Origin of the sequence: Goodfellowiella coeruleoviolacea, assembly GCF_024171785.1 — a bacterium.
GTDB lineage: Bacteria > Actinomycetota > Actinomycetes > Mycobacteriales > Pseudonocardiaceae > Goodfellowiella > Goodfellowiella coeruleoviolacea.
Map to the genome: position 1 here is coordinate 128,243 of NZ_JAMTCK010000006.1, position 21,025 is coordinate 149,267.

Here is a 21,025-nt window from a genome sequence, read left to right on the forward strand (position 1 = left end):
TGACAACGTCAAGCAAACCACGACCGGTCCCGAGCCGCAGCCCGTGGTGGGCCGCGGTCGCGGGACCGGTGCGTTGTGCCGAGGTCGGTCGACCGACCCTTACTTGCCCTGCTTGCGACGCGCGTGGCGGGTCTTCCGCAGCAGCTTGCGGTGCTTCTTCTTAGACATGCGCTTGCGGCGCTTCTTGATGACCGAGCCCATGCGGGATCCCTCGCTGTCGTCGTTGGTCGTTCACGCTTTCCATGCGCCGGCGCCACACCGCGTCCTCGAAACCCGAGCGCGGGCAGGCACCAGCCACGAACGGCCCTTCACCTTACCTGGGCTGTTCAGGGTGTTCCGGACGGGGGCGGCGCGGGCGAGGGACGGCCACCGGACCGGACACCGCGACAACGACCCGGACAGGCCGCTGCCGAGGCGCCGGTCAGGCTGACGACCCCGGCGGCGGCACCGCCGCTCAGCCCGCGTTGAAGTAGGCGTTGTGCAGGTAGTCGTGAACGGCTTTCTCGGGCACCCGGAACGACTTGCCCACCCGCACAGCGGGTAGCTCACCCGAGTGAACCAACCGGTAAACGGTCATCTTGGAGACACGCATCATGGCGGCCACCTCCGCGACGGTGAGGAACTGCACCTGTGCGAGGCCGGGTTGATCGTTCTCCTTCTTCTGCGTCGGCATGCGTCACCGAGTCCTTCGACACGTGTCGCGCCGTCGGCTTCCCCACCGACGGTATCGACACGCACGTGCTTCTCCGAGGGTAGCGGGACAGGTGGGACCCCTGCGACGGTGATGACGGCCTGATGCACCCAACGGAGGCAGTGGGCCACTCGTTAGAGCGGGGTGAGCCAGGCACAGGGCGTGACTAGTCGTCCTGGTGGGCCCGGCCCAGTTCCTCCGAACGGTCCCGCGCCGCCTCGATCGCGGCGAGCATGGCCGCGCGCACGCCGTGCCGCTCCAACTCGCGGATGGCCATGATGGTGGTGCCGGCCGGCGAGGTGACCGCCTCGCGCAGGGTCACCGGGTGCTCGCCGCTCTCGGCCAGCATGGTGGCCGCGCCCACCGCGGACTGGATGATCAGCTCGGTGGCCAGCGCGCGCGGGATGCCCAGCAGGATGCCCGCGTCGATCATGGCCTCGACCAGGTAGAAGAAGTACGCGGGCCCGGAGCCGGACAGCGCGGTCACCGCGTCCTGCTGCGCCTCGGGCACCCGGGCGACCCGGCCGACGCTGGACAGCAGCCGCTCGACCAGCGCCAGGTGCTCGTCGGTGGCGTGCCGGCCCGCCGAGATCGCGCTCATGGCCGCGCCCACCACCATGGGGGTGTTGGGCATCACCCGGACCACCGGCGTGCCCTCGGCCAGCCGGCGCTCGAACAGGCTGGTTGGCAGCCCGGCGCAGAGCGAGACCACCAGCGTCCGCCGGTCGACCACCGGGGCCAGTTCGTCCAGCAGCGGCTCGATGTCCTGCGGCTTGACCGCCACCACCAGCACGTCGGCCCGCGTGGCCGCCCCGGCCACGTCCGCCTCGACCACGCCGTACCGCTTCACCAGTTCGCTGGCCCGCTCCGCGGACCGCTCGGTGAACAGCAGCTCCTCCGGGTCGTGGCCCGCCTGCACCAGACCGGACAGCAGGGCCTCACCGATCTTGCCAGCACCCAGGACGGCGATCGTGGTCATGCCCTTCAGGGTGCCATGACCCGGCCAGCCCCCGCCCTCCCAGGGGGGCGACCCCGGGTCCAGCCTATCCACCCCCACCCCGCGCGGACGGGGTGCTGGCGTCGCCTGTGGACAACCACCCGGGGTGTGGACAACTCGGGCCGATCAGCGTTCACCCGGTTGGCGAGTGGCCGGTTCACGTGGTAGTGGACGCGGGGGCCGAACCCCCTGCCCACACACCGGGTAAGCGGTTTCCCGGTCCGCGTCAGCCGCGTCAGCCCGCCGGCGTCAGGGCGAGCTGCCGCGCCTGGCAGACCAGCCGCCCGGCCGCGTCCACGACCAGCGCGTCCTGGTCGAACCACTGGCCGTTCACCGACCGGCAGCTCGCCTCGACCCGCAGCCAGCCCGGCACCGGGTTGGCCCGCAGCAACGCGGTCAGCTGCACCGTCGGCGACCAGCCGAACCGGCCGAGGTGGAAGGTGACCGGCACGGAGATGTCCCCGGCCAGCAGGGCGAAGTACGCGTCAGCCCGGTCCACTCGCGGTCGGGCCCACAGCCGCAGGCGCAGCGAGTCACCGATCCGTCCGTGCAGGAACCCCACGTCCGCCGGGTCCACCCGCACGTCGCACGGGCCGAGCAGGTTCATGACCTCGGCGACCGGGGTCGCGGACATGTCAACGGCATTGGCTGGCGGCTCGACCGGCATGCTCGGCAGGTCGGTGTAGGCCGGCTGTTCGTGCGGCAGCCGCCCCACCGTGACCGACGCCTCCACGCAGGACCGTCCGCGCTGTTCCAGCTGCACGGCCACCATGCTCGCGGTCCGACCCGACTTGCGGAGTTCCGTGCGCAGCAGCACCGGTCCGACCTCGGGCGCGCGCAGGAACTGGGCGCTCACCGCGAGCGGGTCCGGGGCGAGGGCCTCGCCGTCCCGCCCGGCCGGCAGGACGTTCACCGCCTGGATCGCCGCGCGGGCCAATAACGCCATCAGGAACCCGCCGTGGGGTTTTCCGGCGATGGTCCACTCCGCAGGCAGCGACGTGGTGAACGTCCCGTCGCCGAGCGGGCGGACCGAGGTGGCCAACTGGAAGGGCTGGGCGCCGTGCTGGCCCTGGCGGGCCGGGGGTGTGGAATGTGCTGTCATGGACGACTGACCAATGCTCGCAGGAGAAACGTGGTGTTGGCGGGCCGTTCGGCCAGCCGGCGCAGCAGGTGGCCGTACCACTGCTCGCCGTAGGGCAGGTGCACCCGCACCTGGTGGCCGGCACTGGCCAGCCGGTGCTGCTCGGCGGGGCACAGCCCGTGGCGGAACTGGTGCTCGTAGCTGTCCGGTCGGCGGCCGTGCCACCGCGCCCGCTCGACGGTGATCCGCACGAGCCGGGGGTCGTGCGTGGCGAACACCGGATGACCGCCGCCGGCGAGCAGAACGTTGGCGCACCGCACGAAGTTCACGGCCACGCCGTGCGCCGGCCCACCCCCGTCGCTCAACCGCACCCGGGCGCCCGCGGCGGCCAGTGCCCGGCAGTCGTCGAGGGTGCGGTCCAGACCAGCCCGCAGGGTGGTGCCCACCCACGGCCACCGCTGGCGCAGTTCGGCGAGCACGGCCAAACCGGTGTCGGTGTCCTCGGCGACGTCCACGTCCAGGGTCACGCCGCTGCCGTACCGCGCGGCGGCCGCGCACAACCGGGCGGCGTTGTCCGCGACCAGCCCCCACCCGAGTGCCGCCCCCAGCGCGGACAGTCGCGGGCTGATCTCGGCGTGCCCGGCCAAACCCTTGGCGGACAAGCGGTCCAACAGGTTCAGGTGCTCCTGGACGACCCGCTCGGCCGAGGCGCGGCTGCCGGCGCCGGACCGGTCGGCACCGTGCTCACCGAGGTGGGACAGGGTGACGGTGAACCCGGCCGCGATCAGCTGACCGGCGATGGTGACCGCGTCGGCGGCACCCTCCCCGGCCAGGAACCGGGGCACCAGTTCCTCGCGCACCAGTGGACTGGACGCCAACCGCTGCACGGCGTCCCTGCCAGCCACGGCGAGGACCAGTGCGTGCAACGGTTTCACGGGAGTGACTGTACGGGCCGACGGGTGCGGCCAACACGGTTACCCCGGGGAAGTTGATCAATGCCCAGGTCGGCTCGGGCGGCCGGACAGCGCGCCGACCGCCCGCCGGCTACCGGCCGGGGCGCAGGTGCAGGCGGGCGAACAGCAGGGCTTCGGCCAGCATCTCGGCCCGTTCGTCCGCTCCCCTGGCCCGCCGGGTGTTGACCTCCAGCACGACCTGGCCGGCGAACCCGTCACGCACCAGTGCCTCGCACACCTGCGCGCACGGCTGGTTTCCCCGACCCGGCACCAGGTGCTCGTCCTTGGCCGCGCCCGAGCCGTCGGCCAGGTGCACGTGGGTGAGGCCGCCGCCCATCCGCTTGGCCAGTTCCAGCGCGTCCACGCCAGCGGCGGCCGTGTGCGACAGGTCCAGGGTGTAGTGGGCGAAGCCGACGTCGGTCGGGTCGATGGACGGCCGGAACGCGGACACCCGCACCGCCCGGTCCCGGCCCAGCGGCCGCACCGGGAACATGTTCTCCACCGCCACCTCGACGTCGCCGTCCGCCTCCAGCTCCCCGACCAGGTCGGCGAACCCCTCGGCGTAGCGGCGCTGCCAGCGGAACGGCGGGTGCACCACCACCGTGCGCGCCGACAGCTGCCGCGCCACCACCACGCTGCGCCGCAACCGGTCGACCGGGTCCGGCGACCACACCCGCTGCGTGATCAGCAGACACGGCGAGTGCACCGCCAGCACGGGCACGCCGTACCGCTGCGCCAACCGGTCCAGCGCGCCGACGTCCTGGCTGATCGGGTCGGCCCACACCATCACCTCGACGCCGTCGTAGCCCAGCTCGGCCGCCAGCTGGAAGGCGTGCGCGGCCGGGCGCGGCCACACCGACGCGGTGGACAGGCCGATGGGCACGGTCGGGTTGCTGTCCACCACCTACTGGCCCACCAACAGCAGTGCGGCCGGGGAGACCGTGACGATCAGCCCCACGAACACGGTGAGCACGATGGTCTGCACGTCGTCGCTGCGCCGGATCTTGCGGACCACGATCACCAGGCACACCACCACGGCCAGGGCCGCGACCAGGGCGGCGGCCGGCAGGGTGCGCCACAGCCACTGGAAGACCAGCCACAGCCCGGCACCGCCGACCACGCCGGCCGCGAGCTGGCCGATCATCGCCAGCCACTCCTTGACCGGGGAACGGGCCGCGCTCGCCTCGGCGTCCTCGTCCTCGACGTCTCCGACGTCCTCGGTGACCCCGGCGTCGGCGTCGATGTCGGGGTCGACAGCGCCACTGTCCGGTTCGGCGCCGGGCCCGCGGTCAGCGGTCTGGTGCCCGCCGAACCCCGCGTCGCCGAACCCCGGGCCGCCAGCCCCCGGGCCGTCGAACCCGGTGCCGGCCGGCGTGTCGTGGTCCGGGTAGTCGGCGAAGTCCTCGCCGGTGTCGGGCCCGGCCGGCTCGTCCGCGACAAGGGGCGTGCCGTGCGCCTGGGTGAGTTCCTGGTCGTCGACTTCCAGCCCCAGCTGGTGCGGACCGGTGAACCAGTCGTCACTGGTCACCTCCTGCGGCCGGGCCGGAGGCACGGGCGGGCGCTGGCCCAGCCCGGCGGGTGGCTCGCCACGGCGCGCCAGGCCGACCGGCGGATCCTCGGGCCCGTAGGCGTCATCGCGGTCGTCGACGACCGGGATCTGTTCGGTGACCGGATCCGGCCGCACCGGATCCGACCGCACCGGGTTCGGCCGGGGCGGGAAGTCCTGGATCGGCGGCACCTGCGTGGTGTCCGCGGCCGGGTCGATCGGCGGCGGCCCCAGCCGCCGGCTCGGCTCGGACCGCTCCGGCGGAACCGGGGCGGCCGGCTGGAAGTAGCCGGTCGGCGGGCCCGCCGGCGGCCCGGCCGGCGGAACCCGGGTCGACCCTGGTCGGGGACTGCCGTACGGCGCGCCCGGGGGCTGCTGCGCCGGGCCTGGCTCGTCCTCGGGTGCGGGCAGGTAGCGGCCGGACAGGCCACCACCCACCGGGCCGGTGCCCGTGGGCGGGCCCGCCACCGGCGGTCCGGGCACCGGGCGGCCCGGCCCCGGCGGCGCCTCGCTGATCGGCTCGTGCACACCCGGCTCGTCGCGCACCGGCAGGAACCGTCCGGTGTCGGAGACCACCCGGTCGATGATGGCCTGCGGTGCGGTGTCGGTCGCATCGTCCGCGCGCCGGCGTCGACGACGCGGCTTGGCCGGGTCCGAGCCGCCGCCGTGCTGGGCGAGCAGCTCCGCCACGGTGCGCTGGGTGCGCTCCGACCCGTCGTCTCGACTCATCACTTCCACCGTGCCCCGTGCCGGCCCGCCTGGCCCTGCCAGACGAACCGTGCCAGTCCAGCTCCCGCCTGGCCCTGCCAGACGACCTGTGCCAACTCAGCTCCCGCCTGGCCCTGCCAGACGATCCGCGCCACAACCCGGTTGTCTCGGCCCGTGGTGTCCTGGGCCATGCGGGACCCCCTTCCCGTTCGCTCGCTCGGCTCCGCGCTCGGTCCGCTCCTCGGTCGGTGTCGCTCAGGCCCTCGCCCGCGCCGCCGACCAGGCGACCTGCGCCGTTCCAGCTCTCGACCGGCTGCGCCAGTCAAACTGCGTTGCTCCAGCTCCCGACCAGCCACGCCGGCCGAACCGCGTCGCTCCAGCTCCTGCCCAACCCATCGGCCAGACAAACCGCGTCGTTCCAGCTCCCGACCGGCTACGCCGGCCGAACTGCGTTGCTCCAGCTCCCGACCGGCTACGCCGGCCGAACTGCGTTGCTCCAGCTCCCGACCGGCTACGCCGGTCGAACTGCGTCGTTCCAGCTCCCGACCGGCTACGCCGGTCGATCCGCGATCGCTGCCATCTCGCTGTGGTCGAATGTCAGCCCGACCAATCAGTGTGGTCTGCCGCGTCAGTCTGGTCCAGCCGCGCAAGGATGACACCCTCCCGTAGTGCCCACGGGCAGATCTCCAACTGCCTGAGTGACATCGCCCGCATCGCGGCCTCGGCCACCAGTGCCCCGGCCACCAGCTGGTGCGCTCGACTCGCACTGACCCCCTCCAACTCGGCCAGGTCCGCGGCGGACATCCGGGTGATGAAGGCGATCAGCTGCCGCAGGCCGCTGTCGGTGAGCACCCGGGTGGCCCGGGGGCCGGCCGACGACGGCGCCGCACCGGTGAGCCTGGCCAGCGTACGAAACGTCTTGGACGTGGCCACCGAACGGTCCGGCCGGCCCGCCGCCCGCACCTGCTCGGCCACGGGCGCGAGCTGGTCGTCCAGCCACTCGGCGGTCTCGGTGACCGCCTGCTTGGTCGGCGGGTCGCTGACCAGGCGGGTCCTGGTCAGCCGGCCGGCGCCCAGCGGCAGGGAACAAGCCAGGTCCGGGTCCTCGTCGCGACCGAGGGCGATCTCCAGTGAGCCGCCGCCGATGTCGAGCAGCAGCAGGCGCCCCGCCGACCACCCGTACCAGCGGCGGGCCGCCAGGAACGTGTGCCTGGCCTCGTCCTCGCCGGAGAGCACCCGCAGCCGCACCCCGGTCTCCTCGCGCACCCGGTCCAGCACGGCGCCGGCGTTGGTCGCCTCGCGCACCGCCGAGGTGGCGAACCCCATCAGCTCGTCGCAGCCCAGCCTGGTCGCGGCGGCCGAGGCCGAGGCGACGGCACGGACCAGCCGGTCGGCGCCGGACGAGGTCAGCCGCCCGTCGCCGTCGATCTGCTCGGCCAGGCGCAGCACGGACTTCTCCGACCGCATCGGCGTCGGGTGGGCACCCCGATGCGCGTCCACCACCAGCAGGTGGACGGTGTTCGACCCCACGTCAAGCACCCCTAGGCGCACGCCGTGAACGGTACCCGTCCGGACTGAGTGTCCGGGGTCACTGTACCGGCCGCACCCGGCTGGTCGCGGCGCGTCAGGCCTCGAACTTGTAGCCCAGCCCGCGCACGGTCACCAGGTGCTTGGGCAGCGACGGGTCCGGCTCGATCTTCGACCGCAGCCGCTTGACGTGCACGTCCAGCGTCTTGGTGTCGCCGACGTAGTCCGCGCCCCACACCCGGTCGATCAGCTGCCCCCTGGTCAGCACCCGCCCCACGTTGCGCAGCAGGTACTCCAGCAGGTCGAACTCCTTGAGCGGCAGGCTCACGTCCTGGCCGGCCACGGACACCACGTGCCGCTCCACGTCCATCCGCACCGGGCCCGCGGCCAGCACCTGCGGGGCCAGTTCCTCGGCCTCGCCACCGCGCCGCAGCACCGCCCTGATCCGGGCGATCAGCTCGCGCGCCGAGTACGGCTTGGTCACGTAGTCGTCGGCACCCAGTTCCAGGCCGACCACCTTGTCGATCTCGCTGTCCCGCGCCGTCACCATGATCACCGGAACGGTCGAGCGCTGGCGCAGCGCCTTGCACACGTCGGTGCCGCTCATGCCGGGCAGCATCAGGTCGAGCAGGACGATGTCGGCGCCGTTGTGGTCGAACTCCTCCAGCGCCTGCTGGCCGTCGGTGGCCACCGCTGTGGTGAACCCCTCCTTGCGCAGCAGGAAAGCCAGCGGGTCGGCGAAGGACTCCTCGTCCTCGACGATGAGCACCCTGGTCACGGTGTTCCTCCCTGATCAGTGCGGTAACCGGCACCGCGTGTCACCCCGGGGCCACCGCCGTGGCCGAGTTGTGCGTGCCCCACCAGCGCGGCCACACCGGTCGGGGCCACGCCGGTCGGGGCCGGTCCGGACTGGGCTGGTCCGGCGGGGGCTGGTCCGACGGGGGCTGGTCCGACGGGGTCTGCGCCGTCGTCGACGACGGTGAGCGGCGGCACCGCCTCCGGTGCCGTGGCCGTCGGGCCCTGGCCGTCCTGGCCGCGGTGGGTGGGCAGGCACACGGTGAACGTGGACCCGGTGCCCGGCTCGCTCCACAACCGCACCTGGCCGCCGTGGTTGGCCACCACGTGCTTGACGATGGCCAGCCCCAGCCCGGTGCCGCCGGTGGCCCGCGAGCGCGCCTTGTCCACCCGGTAGAACCGCTCGAACACGCGCTGCTGCTGGTCCTTGGCGATGCCGATGCCCCGGTCGGTCACGGAGATCTCCACGAAGCCGTCGACCTCGCGCCGACTGATCGAGACCGGGCTGCCCGCCGGCGAGTACGCCACGGCGTTGTCCAGCAGGTTGCTCAGCGCGGTGATCAGCAGCGGCTGGTCCCCCTCGACCACCAGGCCGCTGGGGCCGTCGGTGGAGATCTCGATGCCGGCCGACTCCGCGGCCAGCCGGGACCGGCCCAGCGCCTCGCTGATCACGGTGTCCACCTCGACCGCGGCCAGCTCGGGCAGCTTCTCCGCGCCCTGCAGCCGGGACAGCGCGATCAGCTCGGTGACCAGGGTGCCGAGCCGGGTGGCCTCGTGCAGGATCTTGCTGCTGAACCGGCGCACCTCGACCGGGTCGTCTGAGGCGTCCAGCACGGCCTCGGCCAGCAGCGCCAGCGCGCCCACCGGGGTCTTCAGCTCGTGGCTGACGTTGGCCACGAAGTCCCGGCGGATGGCCTCCAGCCGCACCGCGTCGGACTCGTCGGCCGCGTCGACCACGGTGAAGCCCTCGGTGAGCGGACGCACCTCGGCCTGCACGGCCTCGGGCGTCCGTCCCCGGCCGGTCTCCATCGGCGCCAGGTCCACCTGCACTGGTTCGCCGCTGGCCCGGACCATCTCGGCGGCCTTGCGCGCCCTGGGGTCGGGCTGGTTGTTGCGCACCACGCCCAGCTCGTCGGCGCGCGGGTTGTGCAGCACCACGTCGCCGAACCTGTTCAGCACCGCGATCCCGTTGTGCGAGGTGTGCACCACGCGCTGGACGAGGTCGGCGACGGTGAGGACGGACGAGCGGCGAGCGGATCGTCGCGCTGAGTAGTGGCCAACGAGAAAGCCAACAGCCGCGCCGACCAGCCCGACGGCGATCGACAGGGCGAAGTAGCCCGCTGCGGTCACGGCCGCATGGTATGCGGGGAATAACCCCTGCCGGCTACCCCTCGGGCGGCAACCGTGATGGCAGTGACACCACAACCGGGCAATTGCCACGTGACGTTACCCAGCCGGTCATTGTGTGTTCACCCAAATGCATGATCCGCGAACCACCGGTTGGTCTCCCGGTGGACAGCGGTCCGACACCGGCTGGTCGCGGCCGGTTAGCCGAGCGGCGCCAACTCCGCCCGGTCACGCTCGGTGAGCACGATGCCGGCGGCGGCCACGTTCTCCGCCAGGTGGTCCGGTGCCGCCGTGCCCGGGATGGCCAGCGTGGTGGGGGTCTGGTCGAGCAGCCACGCCAGCGCGATCTGCGCGACGCTGGCGCCGTGCCGGTCGGCCACGGCCACCACCCTGGGGTCGTTGATCAGCTCGTGCCCGCCGAGCGGGAAGAACGGCACGTAGGCGATGCCCTGCTCGGCGCAGGCCGCCACCAGTTCGGGGTGGTCGCGGTGGGCCAGGTTGAAGTAGTTCTGCACGGCCGCCACCGGCGCGATCCGCTGGGCCTCGGCGAACTGGGCCGGGTTGACGTTGCTGACGCCCAGGTGGCGGATCAGGCCCTGCTCACGCAGGCCGGCCAGCACCTCGAAGCGCTCGGCCAGCGACTCGTCGCTGAACTCCAGGCCGCCGACCCGCAGGTAGACCAGGTCGAGCCGGTCCAGCCCCAGCTGGTCCAGGTTGCGTTCGACCTGGGCGGGCAGTTCGGCCGCGCTGGCCTCGCGCTGCCAGTTGCCGTCCGGACCGCGCGCCGGACCGACCTTGGTGGCGATCACCAGGTCGTCGGCGTACGGGTGCAGGGCCTCCCGGATCAGGTCGTTGGCGAACAGCTGTTCGCAGAAGTAGAAGTCGGCGGTGTCGATGTGGTTGACACCCAGTTCGACGGCCCTGGCCAGCACGGCCAGCGCGGTGTCCCGGTCGCCGGCCGGCCCGGTCCAGGACCGCCCGGGCAGCCGCATGGCGCCGAAGCCCACCCGGGCCACCCGCAGGTCACCGCCCAGCAGGTGGAAGCCGGCGGCAGCGGCGGGGGTGGTGGACGCGGTGCTGTTCGTCGCAGCGCTGTTCGTCGCAGCGCTGTTCGTCGCAGCGCTGTTCGTCGCAGCGCTGTTCGTCGCGGTGCTGTTCGTCGCGGTGCTGTTCGTCGCGGTGCTGTTCGTCGCGGTCATGGGGCCCAGCCTGGCGAGCGCCCCCGGCCGGCGCCGCCGACTGGCAGCATGCTGCCAATCCTTGTCCACCGCCGCGCGGCGGGCGGACACTCGACCGCGATGGACACCACCGACCAGGTCGTGGTGGTGCACGGCGAGCGGGAGCTGCACGAGCGCACCGCCCACCTGCTGGCCACCGCCACCGAGGAGATCTGCTGCGCCGCCAACACCCTGTACACGTGGCGGCGCGGCCACGCCGTGCCGGACACGACCCGTGCCGGGCAGCGGCCGGCGGGCGCGCCCCGGGTGCGCAAGCTGTTCCGCGCCGGCATGCTGCTCGACCCGTCCGAGGCGCAGCACGTGCACCAGGTCAGCAAGCAGGGCGTGGCCGTGCGCATCGGCGTGGACGAGCTGAACGAGACGATCATCATCGACCGGCGGGTGGCCATCCTGGCCGGTGACACGGCCAGGGGGGCACGCGGCTACAGCGTGGTGTTCCTGCCCGAGGTGGTGCAGGCGGTGCGCACGCTGTTCGACGCGGCCTGGCGCGCCGCCACCGACCTGGACGTGGTCGACCGGAGCCTGGCCGAGCTGCGCCCGCTGGCCCCGCGCATCCTGGAGCTGCTCGCCTCGGGCTGCAAGGACGAGACCGCGGCCCGCCGGCTGGGCCTGTCCCTGCGCACCTACCGGCGCCGGGTGGCCGAACTCATGGCCACGCTCGGTGCCGACTCCCGCTTCCAGGCCGGTGTGCGCGCCCACGAACTGGGCCTGATCTGACCGGCCGGCCACCCGGATCGCACCGGGCGGCCGGCGGCCGTGGGCTCAGCGGCCCTGGTTGGCCACGGCCTGGATGGCGTCCTTGGCCGCCTCCGGGTCCAGGTAGACCCCGCCCGGGGTGACCGGCTCCAGGTTGTCGGTGAGGTCGTAGCGCAGCGGGATGCCGGTGGGGATGTTCAGCTTGGCGATCGCCTCGTCGGAGACCCCGTCCAGGTGCTTGACCAGCGCGCGCAGCGAGTTGCCGTGCGCGGCGACCAGCACGGTGCGACCGGCCCGCAGGTCCGGCACGATGGCCGACTCCCAGTAGGGCAGCAGCCGGGCCACCACGTCCTTGAGGCACTCGGTCAGCGGCGCGTGCGGGCCGAGGTCGGCGTAGCGCGGGTCGGTGTCCTGGCTGAACTCGCTACCCGGCTCGATCGGCGGCGGCGGGGTGTCGTAGGAGCGGCGCCAGAGCATGAACTGCTCCTCGCCGTAGGTCTCCAGGGTCTGCTTCTTGTTCTTGCCCTGCAGCGCGCCGTAGTGGCGCTCGTTGAGCCGCCAGTCCCGGCGCACCGGGATCCAGTGCCGGTCGGCCACGTCCAGGGCGATGTTCGCGGTCGAGATGGCCCGGCGCAGCAGTGAGGTGTGCAGCACGTCCGGCAGCAGGCCCGCGTCCCGCAGCAGCTCGCCGCCCCGCCGCGCCTCGGCTTCCCCCTTGGCCGACAGCGGCACGTCCACCCAGCCGGTGAACAGGTTCTCGGCATTCCACACGCTCTCGCCGTGGCGGAGCAGCACCAGAGTTCCGACAGCACCCATGCGTCCAGCCTGCCAGAGCTGACCAGCCCGAAGTCAGCCACCCCGACCCGCCACGGGCCAGCACGGCAGAGGTACAGGTCCGATCACCGCCAGCGTGGGGCGGTGCGCGCGGTCAGGCTGGGGGCGTGACAGCGACACCACCCAGCACAGCGACACCAGCCGACACAGCAACGTCCCCCGACGCGGTGGCATCCCCCGACGCAGCGACACCGTCCAGCGCGGCGGTGGCAGCACCCGCCGGGTCGGCCGGGGACGGCCTGGCCGTGCTCAGGGGCATGTACGCGGCCGAGGCGCGGTACCTGGCGGCGGGCGGGCCGGGGGTGGCCGACTTCGCGCCGCTCGCGCCGTTCTTCGCGCCGGACGTGGTGCTGCACCAGGCGGACGGGCTGCCCTACGGCGGGACGTGGCGCGGGCACGCGGGGATGGAGCGGTTCTTCGTGGCGATGAGCCAGGCGTGGGAGTCGTTCGAGATCGGGGAACAGCGGTTCCTGGTGGACGGGCCGGACATCGCGGTGCTGACCCAGGTGCGGGCCACGGCCAGGGCGACCGGCCGCGTCCTGGAGTTCCCGATCCTGCAGCGGGTGGTGGTGGCCGACGGCCGGATCACCGAGGTGTGGCCGTTCTACTGGGACACCGCCGCGATCGCGCAGGCCTGCGCCGACCAGGGCTGACGACCGACCAGGGCTACCGCGCGCGCAGGTCCTTGCGGAGGATCTTGCCCGAGGCGGACTTGGGGATGGCGTCGACGAACTCCACCACCCGGACCTTCTTGTGCGGGGCGACCCGCTCGGCGACGAAGGACATCACCGCGGCGGCGTCCAGGTCGGTGGCGCCGGCCTGCCTGACCACGAACGCCTTGGGCACCTCCTCGCCGTCGCCGTCGCGCACCCCGACCACGGCCGCGTCGGCGATGCGCGGGTGGGTGAGCAGCAGCGCCTCCAGCTCGGCCGGGGGCACCTGGTAGCCCTTGTACTTGATCAGCTCCTTCACCCTGTCCACAATGGACACACAGCCGTTCTCGTCCACGGTGGCCACGTCGCCGGTGTGCAGGAAGCCCTCGGCGTCCAGGGTGGCGCTGGTCGCCTCCGGGTTGTTCAGGTAGCCCTTCATCACGTTGGGGCCCCGGCACCACAGCTCGCCGCGCTCGCCGACGCCGACCTCCGCGCCGGTGACCGGGTCGACGATCTTGCACTCCATGTTCGGCAGGGTCAGCCCGACCGTGTCCAGCGAGATGTCGTCGCGGTCGTCCGGGATGGCGTGGCTGACCGGGCTCATCTCGGTCATGCCGTAGCCCTGCCGCACGGCGCAGCCCAGCCGGGCGCGCACGGCCGCGGCCAGTTCGGCGTCCAGCGGCGCGGCGCCGGAGAAGAGCACCTCCACCGAGGACAGGTCGTACTCGTCGACCACGGGGTGCTTGGCCAGGGCGACCGCGATCGGCGGGGCGATGTAGATCCGGTTGATCCGGTGCGCGGCGACGGTCGCGCAGAACTGGGCCAACTCGAAGCGGGGCAGGGTCACCACGGTCGCGCCGATGGCCAGCAGGTGGTTCATCACCACGGTCATGCCGTAGATGTGGAAGAACGGCAGCACGGCGAGCACCCGGGTGCGCGCCGGGTCCAGGCTCATCAGCGCCTGGCTCTGCACGATGTTGGCCACCAGGTTGCGGTGGGTCAGCATGACGCCCTTGGCCCGCCCGGTGGTGCCCGAGGAGTAGGGCAGCACGGCGATGTCCTCGACCGGGTCCACCCGCACCTCGGGCACGGGCGCGGTGGTGGCCAGCAGGTCGGCCAGCGCGCGGTGGCCCTCGGCCCGGTCGAGCACCAGCACCTCCTCGACGCCGGCCGCCTGGGCGGCCGCGTCGGCGCGCTCCACCAGTGCCGACACCGTGAACAGCAGCCGCGCCTTGGCGTCGATGAGCTGGGTGGCCACCTCGTCGGCGGTGTAGAGGGCGTTGACCGTGGTGACGGTGGCGCCGGCGCGCAGCACCCCGTGGAAGACCACGGCGTAGGCGGGGGTGTTGGGGCTGAACAGGCCCACCACGTCACCGCGGCCGATGCCCAGCTCGGCCAGTGCGGCGGCGAGCCGGTCCACCTGCCCGGCCAGTTCGGCGAAGGTGAGCGCGCGACCGGTCACCCCGTCGATCAGCGCGGGCTTGTCGGCGTGGTCGCGGATGTTCGCGTAGAGGTAGTCGGGCAGTGCCACCTCCGGCACCTCGACGTCCGGGAACGGGCTGCGGAAGACCATCGGAACCCCCTTGTTCACCTGCCGTGCCAGCACCGACCTGAGCCGCTCACCCCGACACGGCGATCGTGATGCAGGCCACAGACTAGCGTCAAGGGAGCCACGCTCCGCTACCGGCAGCTACCCCACAGTTAATTAACACGGCTAAGAACACACGAATGGAGCAGCGGCGAAACCTTGTGGGCACCTCGTCGCTTCTGCCAAGTTGACAGGGCTCACCGCGAACCGGCTCCCACGCACTCCCCGGGTCGCGACGAGCAGCCATCGTGGTCCGTCTCCCCCCCCTGGCGGATCGCGCCCGCTCGGTTCCCCGGGACCCCCCGCCGGTGGAACCGCCGCAGCGGGGACCTGACGCGGGGCGGCTCGACGCACGACTCCCCCTCTCTCCCGAGCCGCCTCGCGCCCCCGCTGGTCTAGTCCACCCGGGGCCGGCCCGGGCGTTCTCCGCGCAGCACACCCGCCAGGACCGTGGTCACCACCCGGTGCAGGGCCGCGCGTTCCGGCGCGGTGCCCGTCCGGTCGGCGTGCAGCAGGTGCCCGGTCCCGATCAGGGTGGCCGCGAGCGTGTCGACCTCGGCGTCCGCCGCGATCCGGCCCAGGTCCCGTTCGGCGGTGAGGTAGCCGGCGACCATGACGCACGCCTCGGTGAGCACCGGGACACCGGCCGGCCAGGCCTGGCGCAGCCGGGCGCGCAGCTCGTCCCGGAAGGTGACCAGGGGGACGATCGCGACCGCGACCGAGGAGAACACGGCCACCAGCGCGTCGGTGAGGTTGCCGACGACCGTGCCCGTCCCCGCGGCCTCGCGCAGGGCGGCGGCCTGCGGGTCCATCCGGTCGACGCGGTCCAGCACGAACTCGGCGAGGAAACCGTCGAAGTCGGTGAAGTGCCGGTGCAGCACGCCCTTGGCGCACCCCGCCTCGGTGGTGACCGCCCGGCTGGTCAGCCCGCTCGGCCCGTCCCGGAGCAGCACCCGCTCGGCCGCGCCGAACAGCTGCTCGCGCACATCCCGGAGGTGGACGCCTGTCGGCACCGGACACCCCTGCCTCTCCTGGTCGGTTCCCCGCCCGACTGTACAAGTGGGCAAGTGCCCACTACGGTGGGCGCATGCCCACTTCAGCGGAGCCCACCCCACCCACCCCCCGTGAGCCGCACCAGGCCCGGGAGATGGCCGAGTCGTTCGGCGTGGACGCCGAGCGCTACGACCGCACCCGGCCCCGCTACCCGGACGCCCTGGTCGAGCGGATCGTCGCGGCCAGCCCCGGGCCGGACGTGCTCGACGTCGGCACCGGCACCGGCATCGCGGCCAGGCAGTTCCAGGCGGCCGGCTGCCGGGTGCTCGGCGTCGAGCCGGACCCGAGGATGGCCGCGTTCGCGCGGCGCGCCGGGACCGAGGTGGCGGTCAGCACGTTCGAGGCCTGGGACCCGGCCGGGCACACCTGCGACGCGGTCATCGCCGGGCAGACCTGGCACTGGGTGGACCCGGTGGCCGGCGCGGCCAAGGCGGCCCAGGTGCTGCGGCCCGGCGGCCGGCTGGCCGTGTTCTGGAACGCGTTCCAGGCCCCGCCCGAGCTGGCCGAGGCCGTTGTCGAGGTCTACCGGCGGGTGCTGCCCGACTCGCTCGGTGCCCAGGCCGCCGCGATGAGGGACCAGGACCCCTACGGCGCCATGTGCGACAAGGCGGCCGACGGGATGCGGCGGGCGGGCGCGTTCGGCGCGCCGGAGCGGTGGCGGTTCGACTGGGAGCTGTCCTACACCCGGGACGAGTGGCTGGACCTGCTGCCCACCCAGGGCATCCACACCCGGCTGCCCCCGGACACCCTGGCGGAGCTGCTGGCGGGCATGGGGGCGGCGGTGGACGCGCTGGGCGGTGCCTTCACCGCGCACTACACCACCGTGGTGGTCACCGCGGCCCGGACACCTGACCCGGCCTGATCCCACCGCGCCCGCGGCCCCGCCACCCGAGGCCCCCACCGCCCGAGGCCGCGCCCTCAGTCGGCCGCCGTGCCCGCCGGGTCCACCGTGCCGGCCGGGGCCAGCGCGGCCCTGGCCCGGCCAGCGGCGCGGCGGCGGCGGTGGCGCACCAGCCACAGCACCACGGCCACCGGCACCCCGAACACCAGCAGGAACGGCAGCACCGCGCCCAGCCCGACCAGCAGCCCGCCGAGCACGGCCGTCAGCGCGCGCCAGCCGCCGGCCAGCGCGTCGACGAACCCGGTGGACTCCTCGGCCGGCTCGCCAGCGGGCGAGGTGGCGCTGATGGTCAGCGTGACCGTGGACAGGGCCACCTGGTCGGCCAGGCCGGCGCGGCGCCGCCGCAGCGACTCCAGTTCGCCCTGCCGCCGGGTCAGCTCGTTCTCCACCTGGGTGATCTCACCGATGGTCTTGGCCTGCTGGAACAGCGCCAGCACCCGGTCGACGCTGGCCTGCTGCGCGCTGATCAGGCCGTCCAGGTCGGCGACCTGGCCGGTGACGTCCTGGCTGGTCTGGCGCACCCACTCGACCTGGCCGAGCCGGCCGAACTCGTCCAGCACCGCGTCCAGCCGGTCCGGCGGCACCCGCAGGGTCAGCCGCACCTGGGCCGGGGCGGACTCCTCCTCGGCGAGGTGGCCGCCGGCCGCGGTCACCGCGTCCCTGGCCCGCCTGGCCACCTGGGCGGGGTCGGTGCTGGTCAGGTTGACCTCGGCGGTGCGCACCACCGCGCGGCCGGCACTCGGGTCGGCGGCGGTGCCGGGCTGGCCGGTGTCCGGGGTGGCGGTGCCGGCTCTGTTCTGGTCGCCGCCGGCCTGGCTGTCGGCCTTGCCCTCGCCCGGGCTGTTGGTGGCGACGCCGGGAACGGGCTGCTCGGCCACGGAGGCCGTTTCCCCGGCCCCCGCCGAGCAGCCCGACACCAGGCCGAGCACGCCCAGCGCGGCCAACGCCACGAGTGTGGTCCTGCGCACGCGAGTCCCCCTCCGTCACGTGGTCTGGTCAGGTGTGTGACGGAGCACGCGCCCAGCCGCGTTGCGCTGACCCACCAACTTCGGGCGATCGTCCATCATGTGGGACATTTCTTCTCATCATCTGGGCGGATCGGTTACGCTCCCGCGGGTCGTTCCCGCTGACGAGGCAAGGCGGCCGCAGGAGGAGGTAAGGCAGTGGTCGAAGCAGAGGCCCTTGCGACGCCCTGGCAGGTCCGGTTCCGGGCGGGCGGCAACGAGAGCGTCGCCGACACGCACAAAGCCGGTGTCGGCGGTTCGGCGGGCATGCGACCGCACGAACTGCTGGAGGCCGCCCTGGCCACGTGCATGACCATCTCGGCGCGGATGGCACTGGCCGATCTCGGCGTCACCGACGCCGAGGTGGGTGTGCGGGTGCACCTGGAACGCGAGGAGTCGACCACGCGGTTCCGCTACGACCTCCTGCTCGCCCCGGAACTCGAGGCCCACCGCGCCGCGATCGTGGCGCGCGTCGAGTGCTCACCGGTGCGCTCCACCCTGAGCAAGGCGCTGGTGTTCGAACCCGCCTGACCCGCTGCTACTCGGTGATGAGGTGCTGGAACGCCCGCAGGTTGTGCAGGGGCTCGCCGCGGGAGACCCGCCAGTCCCACTCCCGGCGGATCGCGTCGGCGAACCCGATCTCCAGCAGGGTGTTGAAGTCGTTGTCGGCCGCGTCGAGCACCTGGCCGAGCAGCCGGTCCAGCTCGTCCGGGGTGACCGCGTGCAGGCCGACGCGGCCGACCAGGTAGATGTCGCCGGCGGCGTCCAGCGTGTAGTGCACGCCGTAGAGCTTGGCGTTGCGCCGCAACAGGAACTGGTAGACGTCCTGGTGCGCCTGGTCGGGCCGGCGGCAGACGAACGCCTCCACCAGCAGCGCGTGCGCGCCGAGGACCAGCCAGCAGTTGGTCTGCAGCTTCTTGCTGCCCGGCAGGGTCACGAAGTACTGGCCCACGTCCTCGCGCTGGTAGGTCAGCTCACGATCGTCCAAAGTGGACGAGATGATCCGGTCGAGTTCGGCCAGCCGCTCCCGCACGCCGGCACCTCCTCACTGGTTGCCCACTGCTCCGCCCCGCGCTGCCGGTCCCTATTGTGCGGACCGCAGGCTCGCCGTGAACGCGCCCGCGGCCTCGGCGTACCCGGTCAGCAGTGCCGCGGCCGTGCGGTCCCAGGAGAAGCCCCTGGCGTGGCCGGGCGCGTTCGCCGCCAACTGCGCGCGGTAGCCCGGCCGCAGCGCCACCCGCTCCAGCGCCCTCGCCCAGTCCACCGGGTGGTGACCGCGCACCAGCAGCCCGGAGGAGCCGTCGGCCACGGCCACCGGCAACCCGCCCACCCTGGCCGCCACCACCGGCGTGCCGCACGCCTGGGCCTCCAGTGCCACCAGGCCGAACGACTCGTTGTGGCTGGGCACGGCCACCACGTCGGCGGCCCGGTAGACGCGGGCCAGATCCGGCCCCGGCTGCGGCGGCAGGAAGCGCACCACGTCGCCGACGCCCAACGCGGCCACCAGCGCGCGCAGCGCCTCGGGCTGGTCCAGGCCGTTGCCCGACGGCCCGCCGACCACCAGCACCACCAGGCGCTCGCGCAGCTCCGGCTGGCGGGCCAGCATCTCGGCGGCGGCCCGCACCAGCACGTCCGGCGCCTTGAGCGGCTGGATCCGGCCGACGAAGGCCAGCACCACGGCGTGCGGCGGCAGGCCCAGTTCGGCCCGGGCCGCGGCCTGGTCGCCCGGGGTGAACCGGTCCACGTCCACGCCCGGCGGCACGATCAGCACCTTGGCCGGGTCGGCCTGGTAGAGCTGGATCAGCTCGTCGGCCTCCACCCGGGTGTTGGCCACCAGCCGGTCGGCCTCGGCCACCACCTGCTCCTCGCCGATCACCCGGCTGCGCGGCTCGGGCCGGTCGCCGTCGGCCAGCGCGGCGTTCTTGACCTTGGCCAGGGTGTGCGCGGTGTGCACCAGCGGCACCCCCCAGCGGTCCCTGGCCAGCCAGCCGACCTGCCCGGACAGCCAGTAGTGCGAGTGCACCACGTCGTAGTGGCCCGGCTCCTGCCTGGCCTCGGCGCGTAACACCCCGGCGGTGAACGCGCACAGCTGCGCGGGCAGCTCGGTGCGGCCCAGCCGCTCGAACGGCCCGGCCGCCACGTGCCGGACGGTCACCCCGGGGGCGAGTTCCACGCTGGGCGGCAGGTCCGAGGAGGTGGCCCTGGTGAACACCTCCACGGCCACGCCCCGCTCGGCCATCCGGGTGGCGGTCTGCACGATGTAGACGTTCATGCCGCCGGCGTCGCCGGTGCCCGGCTGCTCCAGCGGGGAGGTGTGCACGGACAGCACCGCGACCCGGCGCAGCCGGTGGGCGGCCTGGCTCGGGATGCCGTCCCGGCTCGTCGCGGTGTGCAGGGACCGGTCGGGTCCTGGCTGGTCGTCGGCGGTGCGGGTCGGGCGGATCGACAGCTGGGTGGCGTGGTCGGTCACGGCAGTGTCCCCACTCGGTCCAGGCACTCGGCGGTGAAGTCGGCGAGCGCGGCGGTGAACTCCTCAGGCCGTTCGACGAAGGGCAGGTGGCCCACGCCGGTGAACCAGTGGGCCCGCGCGCCCGGCACCTGGCTCAGCGCGTACCGGCCGGCGGCCGGGTCCACCACGGTGTCCTCGGTGCCGTGCAGCACCAGGGTGGGCACGTCCACGGCGGCCAGCACCTCGGCGCTGTCCACCTGCCTGGTGACCAGGGCGGCGCGCACCGCCGGCGGCACCCGCAGCGCGGCGGCCAGCAGCCGCTGCACGTCGGCGCCGGGCAGTGGACTCGCCGACATCCCGGTGACCAGCTCCAGCAGCGCGGGCACGGCCACGGCCGGGTCCTCGGCCCGCGCGGGCGGCCCGGCGCGGCGCATGCTCGGGCCGATCCAGCCGCCCTGCCGGCCCCGGCCCATCTCGGTGAGCGCGCCCACCAGCGCCAGCCCGGCCACGCCGGACGTGCCGTGGACGCGCAGGTGGTCGGTGAGCACCAGGCCGCCGTAGGACCAGCCGACCAGCACGCTGGGCCGGCCGAGCCAGGCCAGCACCGCGGCCACGTCCGCCGCCCAGTCGGCCGAGTCCGCGTAGCCGGTGGCGGCGTCCGGCACGTCCGAGTCGCCGTGGCCGCGCAGGTCCACGGCCACCACCCGGTAGCGGTCGGTCAGCCGCGGGTCGGCGAGCAGGCCCCGCCACACGTCACCGGACTGGGCCCAGCCGTGCACCAGCACCAGCCCGGGCGCGTCGGCCGGCCCGGCCCAGCGCAGTGCCAGCCGGGTGCCGTCGGCCGAGGTCACGGTCGTGCGCTCGACCCGCGCCGGCGCGGCGGGCGCCGGTCCCCCGGCTGGGCTGTGCGCTGTCGGGCGCGCCTGTGCTCGGTCCACCGATGACCACCTCACTGGACGTTGGC

Annotated in this window: 22 protein-coding genes; 4 read left to right on the forward strand and 18 right to left on the reverse strand. The window is 73.6% G+C overall.

What is annotated here, in order from left to right:
- Positions 1–99: 99 nt before the first annotated feature.
- The 11 genes from LX83_RS14430 to LX83_RS14480 form a co-directional block, all read right to left on the reverse strand.
- Complete coding sequence (locus tag LX83_RS14430) at positions 100–201, reverse strand: 30S ribosomal protein bS22 (protein WP_076993459.1); 102 nt, start codon at positions 199–201, stop codon at positions 100–102.
- 253 nt (positions 202–454) lie between these two features.
- On the reverse strand, positions 455–673 hold the full coding sequence (locus LX83_RS14435) for a helix-turn-helix domain-containing protein (protein ID WP_253771440.1): 219 nt from the start codon (positions 671–673) through the stop codon (positions 455–457).
- 184 nt (positions 674–857) lie between these two features.
- Positions 858–1,670 carry a pyrroline-5-carboxylate reductase gene (proC, locus tag LX83_RS14440; protein WP_253771442.1) on the reverse strand — a complete coding sequence of 271 codons (813 nt, stop codon included), beginning with the start codon at positions 1,668–1,670 and terminating at the stop codon, positions 858–860.
- Positions 1,671–1,923: 253 nt separating this feature from the next.
- Positions 1,924–2,790 (reverse strand): thioesterase family protein, encoded by an 867-nt coding sequence (locus LX83_RS14445; protein ID WP_253771444.1) that lies wholly within the window; start codon positions 2,788–2,790, stop codon positions 1,924–1,926.
- Entirely contained in the window at positions 2,787–3,704 is a 918-nt protein-coding gene (locus LX83_RS14450) for a proline dehydrogenase family protein (RefSeq protein ID WP_253771447.1), read from the reverse strand. The genes LX83_RS14445 and LX83_RS14450 overlap by 4 nt, the downstream gene beginning before the upstream one ends.
- 109 nt (positions 3,705–3,813) lie before the next feature.
- Positions 3,814–4,623, reverse strand: coding sequence for a sugar phosphate isomerase/epimerase family protein (locus tag LX83_RS14455; protein WP_407649568.1), 810 nt, complete (start codon positions 4,621–4,623; stop codon positions 3,814–3,816).
- 3 nt (positions 4,624–4,626) lie between these two features.
- Positions 4,627–5,997, reverse strand: a complete 1,371-nt coding sequence (locus LX83_RS37820) for a hypothetical protein (RefSeq protein ID WP_301328241.1) — start codon at positions 5,995–5,997, stop codon at positions 4,627–4,629.
- A gap of 576 nt (positions 5,998–6,573) precedes the next feature.
- Positions 6,574–7,527: a Ppx/GppA phosphatase family protein gene (locus LX83_RS14465; protein WP_253771451.1), complete on the reverse strand. Its 954-nt coding sequence runs from the start codon at positions 7,525–7,527 to the stop codon at positions 6,574–6,576.
- A 73-nt stretch (positions 7,528–7,600) separates the two neighbouring features.
- Positions 7,601–8,281: a response regulator gene (locus tag LX83_RS14470; RefSeq protein WP_253771453.1), complete on the reverse strand. Its 681-nt coding sequence runs from the start codon at positions 8,279–8,281 to the stop codon at positions 7,601–7,603.
- Entirely contained in the window at positions 8,278–9,648 is a 1,371-nt protein-coding gene (locus LX83_RS14475; protein ID WP_253771455.1) for a sensor histidine kinase, read from the reverse strand. Before LX83_RS14475 ends, LX83_RS14470 begins: the two co-directional genes overlap by 4 nt.
- 197 nt (positions 9,649–9,845) lie before the next feature.
- The gene (locus LX83_RS14480; RefSeq protein ID WP_253771457.1) at positions 9,846–10,844 is read right to left on the reverse strand and encodes an oxidoreductase; all 999 of its coding nucleotides are present in this window, start codon (positions 10,842–10,844) and stop codon (positions 9,846–9,848) included.
- A gap of 99 nt (positions 10,845–10,943) precedes the next feature.
- Here LX83_RS14480 and LX83_RS14485 point away from each other — a divergent pair, with 99 nt between their 5' ends.
- A complete protein-coding gene (locus LX83_RS14485) occupies positions 10,944–11,600 on the forward strand; it encodes a helix-turn-helix transcriptional regulator (protein WP_253771459.1) in 657 nt (218 codons plus the stop codon).
- 45 nt (positions 11,601–11,645) lie between these two features.
- Here LX83_RS14485 and LX83_RS14490 read toward each other — a convergent pair whose 3' ends face one another.
- The gene (locus LX83_RS14490) at positions 11,646–12,395 is read right to left on the reverse strand and encodes a phosphoglyceromutase (RefSeq protein ID WP_253771461.1); all 750 of its coding nucleotides are present in this window, start codon (positions 12,393–12,395) and stop codon (positions 11,646–11,648) included.
- A gap of 224 nt (positions 12,396–12,619) precedes the next feature.
- On the opposite strand from LX83_RS14490, the gene LX83_RS14495 reads away from it, so the two are divergent.
- On the forward strand, positions 12,620–13,066 hold the full coding sequence (locus tag LX83_RS14495; RefSeq protein WP_253771463.1) for a nuclear transport factor 2 family protein: 447 nt from the start codon (positions 12,620–12,622) through the stop codon (positions 13,064–13,066).
- A gap of 13 nt (positions 13,067–13,079) precedes the next feature.
- On the opposite strand, the gene LX83_RS14500 is transcribed toward LX83_RS14495, so the two are convergent.
- Together LX83_RS14500 and LX83_RS14505 are read right to left on the reverse strand one after the other, a co-directional pair.
- Positions 13,080–14,639 (reverse strand): 4-coumarate--CoA ligase family protein, encoded by a 1,560-nt coding sequence (locus tag LX83_RS14500; RefSeq protein ID WP_253771465.1) that lies wholly within the window; start codon positions 14,637–14,639, stop codon positions 13,080–13,082.
- 410 nt (positions 14,640–15,049) lie between these two features.
- Entirely contained in the window at positions 15,050–15,667 is a 618-nt protein-coding gene (locus LX83_RS14505; RefSeq protein ID WP_253771466.1) for a TetR/AcrR family transcriptional regulator, read from the reverse strand.
- Between the two features lie 134 nt (positions 15,668–15,801).
- Between LX83_RS14505 and LX83_RS14510 the strand changes: the two genes are divergently transcribed.
- Positions 15,802–16,569, forward strand: coding sequence for a class I SAM-dependent methyltransferase (locus LX83_RS14510; protein ID WP_253772015.1), 768 nt, complete (start codon positions 15,802–15,804; stop codon positions 16,567–16,569).
- Positions 16,570–16,625: 56 nt separating this feature from the next.
- On the opposite strand, the gene LX83_RS14515 is transcribed toward LX83_RS14510, so the two are convergent.
- Positions 16,626–17,576, reverse strand: coding sequence for a DUF4349 domain-containing protein (locus tag LX83_RS14515; RefSeq protein ID WP_253771468.1), 951 nt, complete (start codon positions 17,574–17,576; stop codon positions 16,626–16,628).
- Between the two features lie 195 nt (positions 17,577–17,771).
- Between LX83_RS14515 and LX83_RS14520 the strand changes: the two genes are divergently transcribed.
- Positions 17,772–18,143: an OsmC family protein gene (locus LX83_RS14520; RefSeq protein ID WP_253771470.1), complete on the forward strand. Its 372-nt coding sequence runs from the start codon at positions 17,772–17,774 to the stop codon at positions 18,141–18,143.
- A 7-nt stretch (positions 18,144–18,150) separates the two neighbouring features.
- Here the strand turns inward: LX83_RS14520 and LX83_RS14525 are convergent, their stop codons facing one another.
- The 3 genes from LX83_RS14525 to LX83_RS14535 all read right to left on the reverse strand — a co-directional run bounded on the left by LX83_RS14525 (position 18,151) and on the right by LX83_RS14535 (position 20,882).
- A complete protein-coding gene (locus LX83_RS14525; protein ID WP_253771472.1) occupies positions 18,151–18,645 on the reverse strand; it encodes a type III secretion system chaperone family protein in 495 nt (164 codons plus the stop codon).
- Between the two features lie 51 nt (positions 18,646–18,696).
- Positions 18,697–19,956, reverse strand: coding sequence for a D-inositol-3-phosphate glycosyltransferase (mshA, locus tag LX83_RS14530; protein WP_253772017.1), 1,260 nt, complete (start codon positions 19,954–19,956; stop codon positions 18,697–18,699).
- 122 nt (positions 19,957–20,078) lie between these two features.
- Positions 20,079–20,882, reverse strand: a complete 804-nt coding sequence (locus tag LX83_RS14535) for an alpha/beta fold hydrolase (RefSeq protein ID WP_407649587.1) — start codon at positions 20,880–20,882, stop codon at positions 20,079–20,081.
- Between the last annotated feature and the right edge of the window lie 143 nt (positions 20,883–21,025).

Bases quoted from the DNA above. Each gene is read 5' to 3' on its own strand.
- LX83_RS14445 (WP_253771444.1), bottom strand. From the start codon at position 2,790: ATGACAGCACATTCCACACCCCCGGCCCGCCAGGGCCAGCACGGCGCC.
- LX83_RS14430 (WP_076993459.1), bottom strand. From the start codon at position 201: ATGGGCTCGGTCATCAAGAAGCGCCGCAAGCGCATGTCTAAGAAGAAG.
- LX83_RS14480 (WP_253771457.1), bottom strand. From the start codon at position 10,844: ATGACCGCGACGAACAGCACCGCGACGAACAGCACCGCGACGAACAGC.
- LX83_RS14485 (WP_253771459.1), top strand. From the start codon at position 10,944: ATGGACACCACCGACCAGGTCGTGGTGGTGCACGGCGAGCGGGAGCTG.
- LX83_RS14435 (WP_253771440.1), bottom strand. From the start codon at position 673: ATGCCGACGCAGAAGAAGGAGAACGATCAACCCGGCCTCGCACAGGTG.
- LX83_RS14510 (WP_253772015.1), top strand. From the start codon at position 15,802: ATGGCCGAGTCGTTCGGCGTGGACGCCGAGCGCTACGACCGCACCCGG.
- proC (WP_253771442.1), bottom strand. From the start codon at position 1,670: ATGACCACGATCGCCGTCCTGGGTGCTGGCAAGATCGGTGAGGCCCTG.
- LX83_RS14500 (WP_253771465.1), bottom strand. From the start codon at position 14,639: ATGGTCTTCCGCAGCCCGTTCCCGGACGTCGAGGTGCCGGAGGTGGCA.
- LX83_RS14490 (WP_253771461.1), bottom strand. From the start codon at position 12,395: ATGGGTGCTGTCGGAACTCTGGTGCTGCTCCGCCACGGCGAGAGCGTG.
- LX83_RS37820 (WP_301328241.1), bottom strand. From the start codon at position 5,997: ATGAGTCGAGACGACGGGTCGGAGCGCACCCAGCGCACCGTGGCGGAG.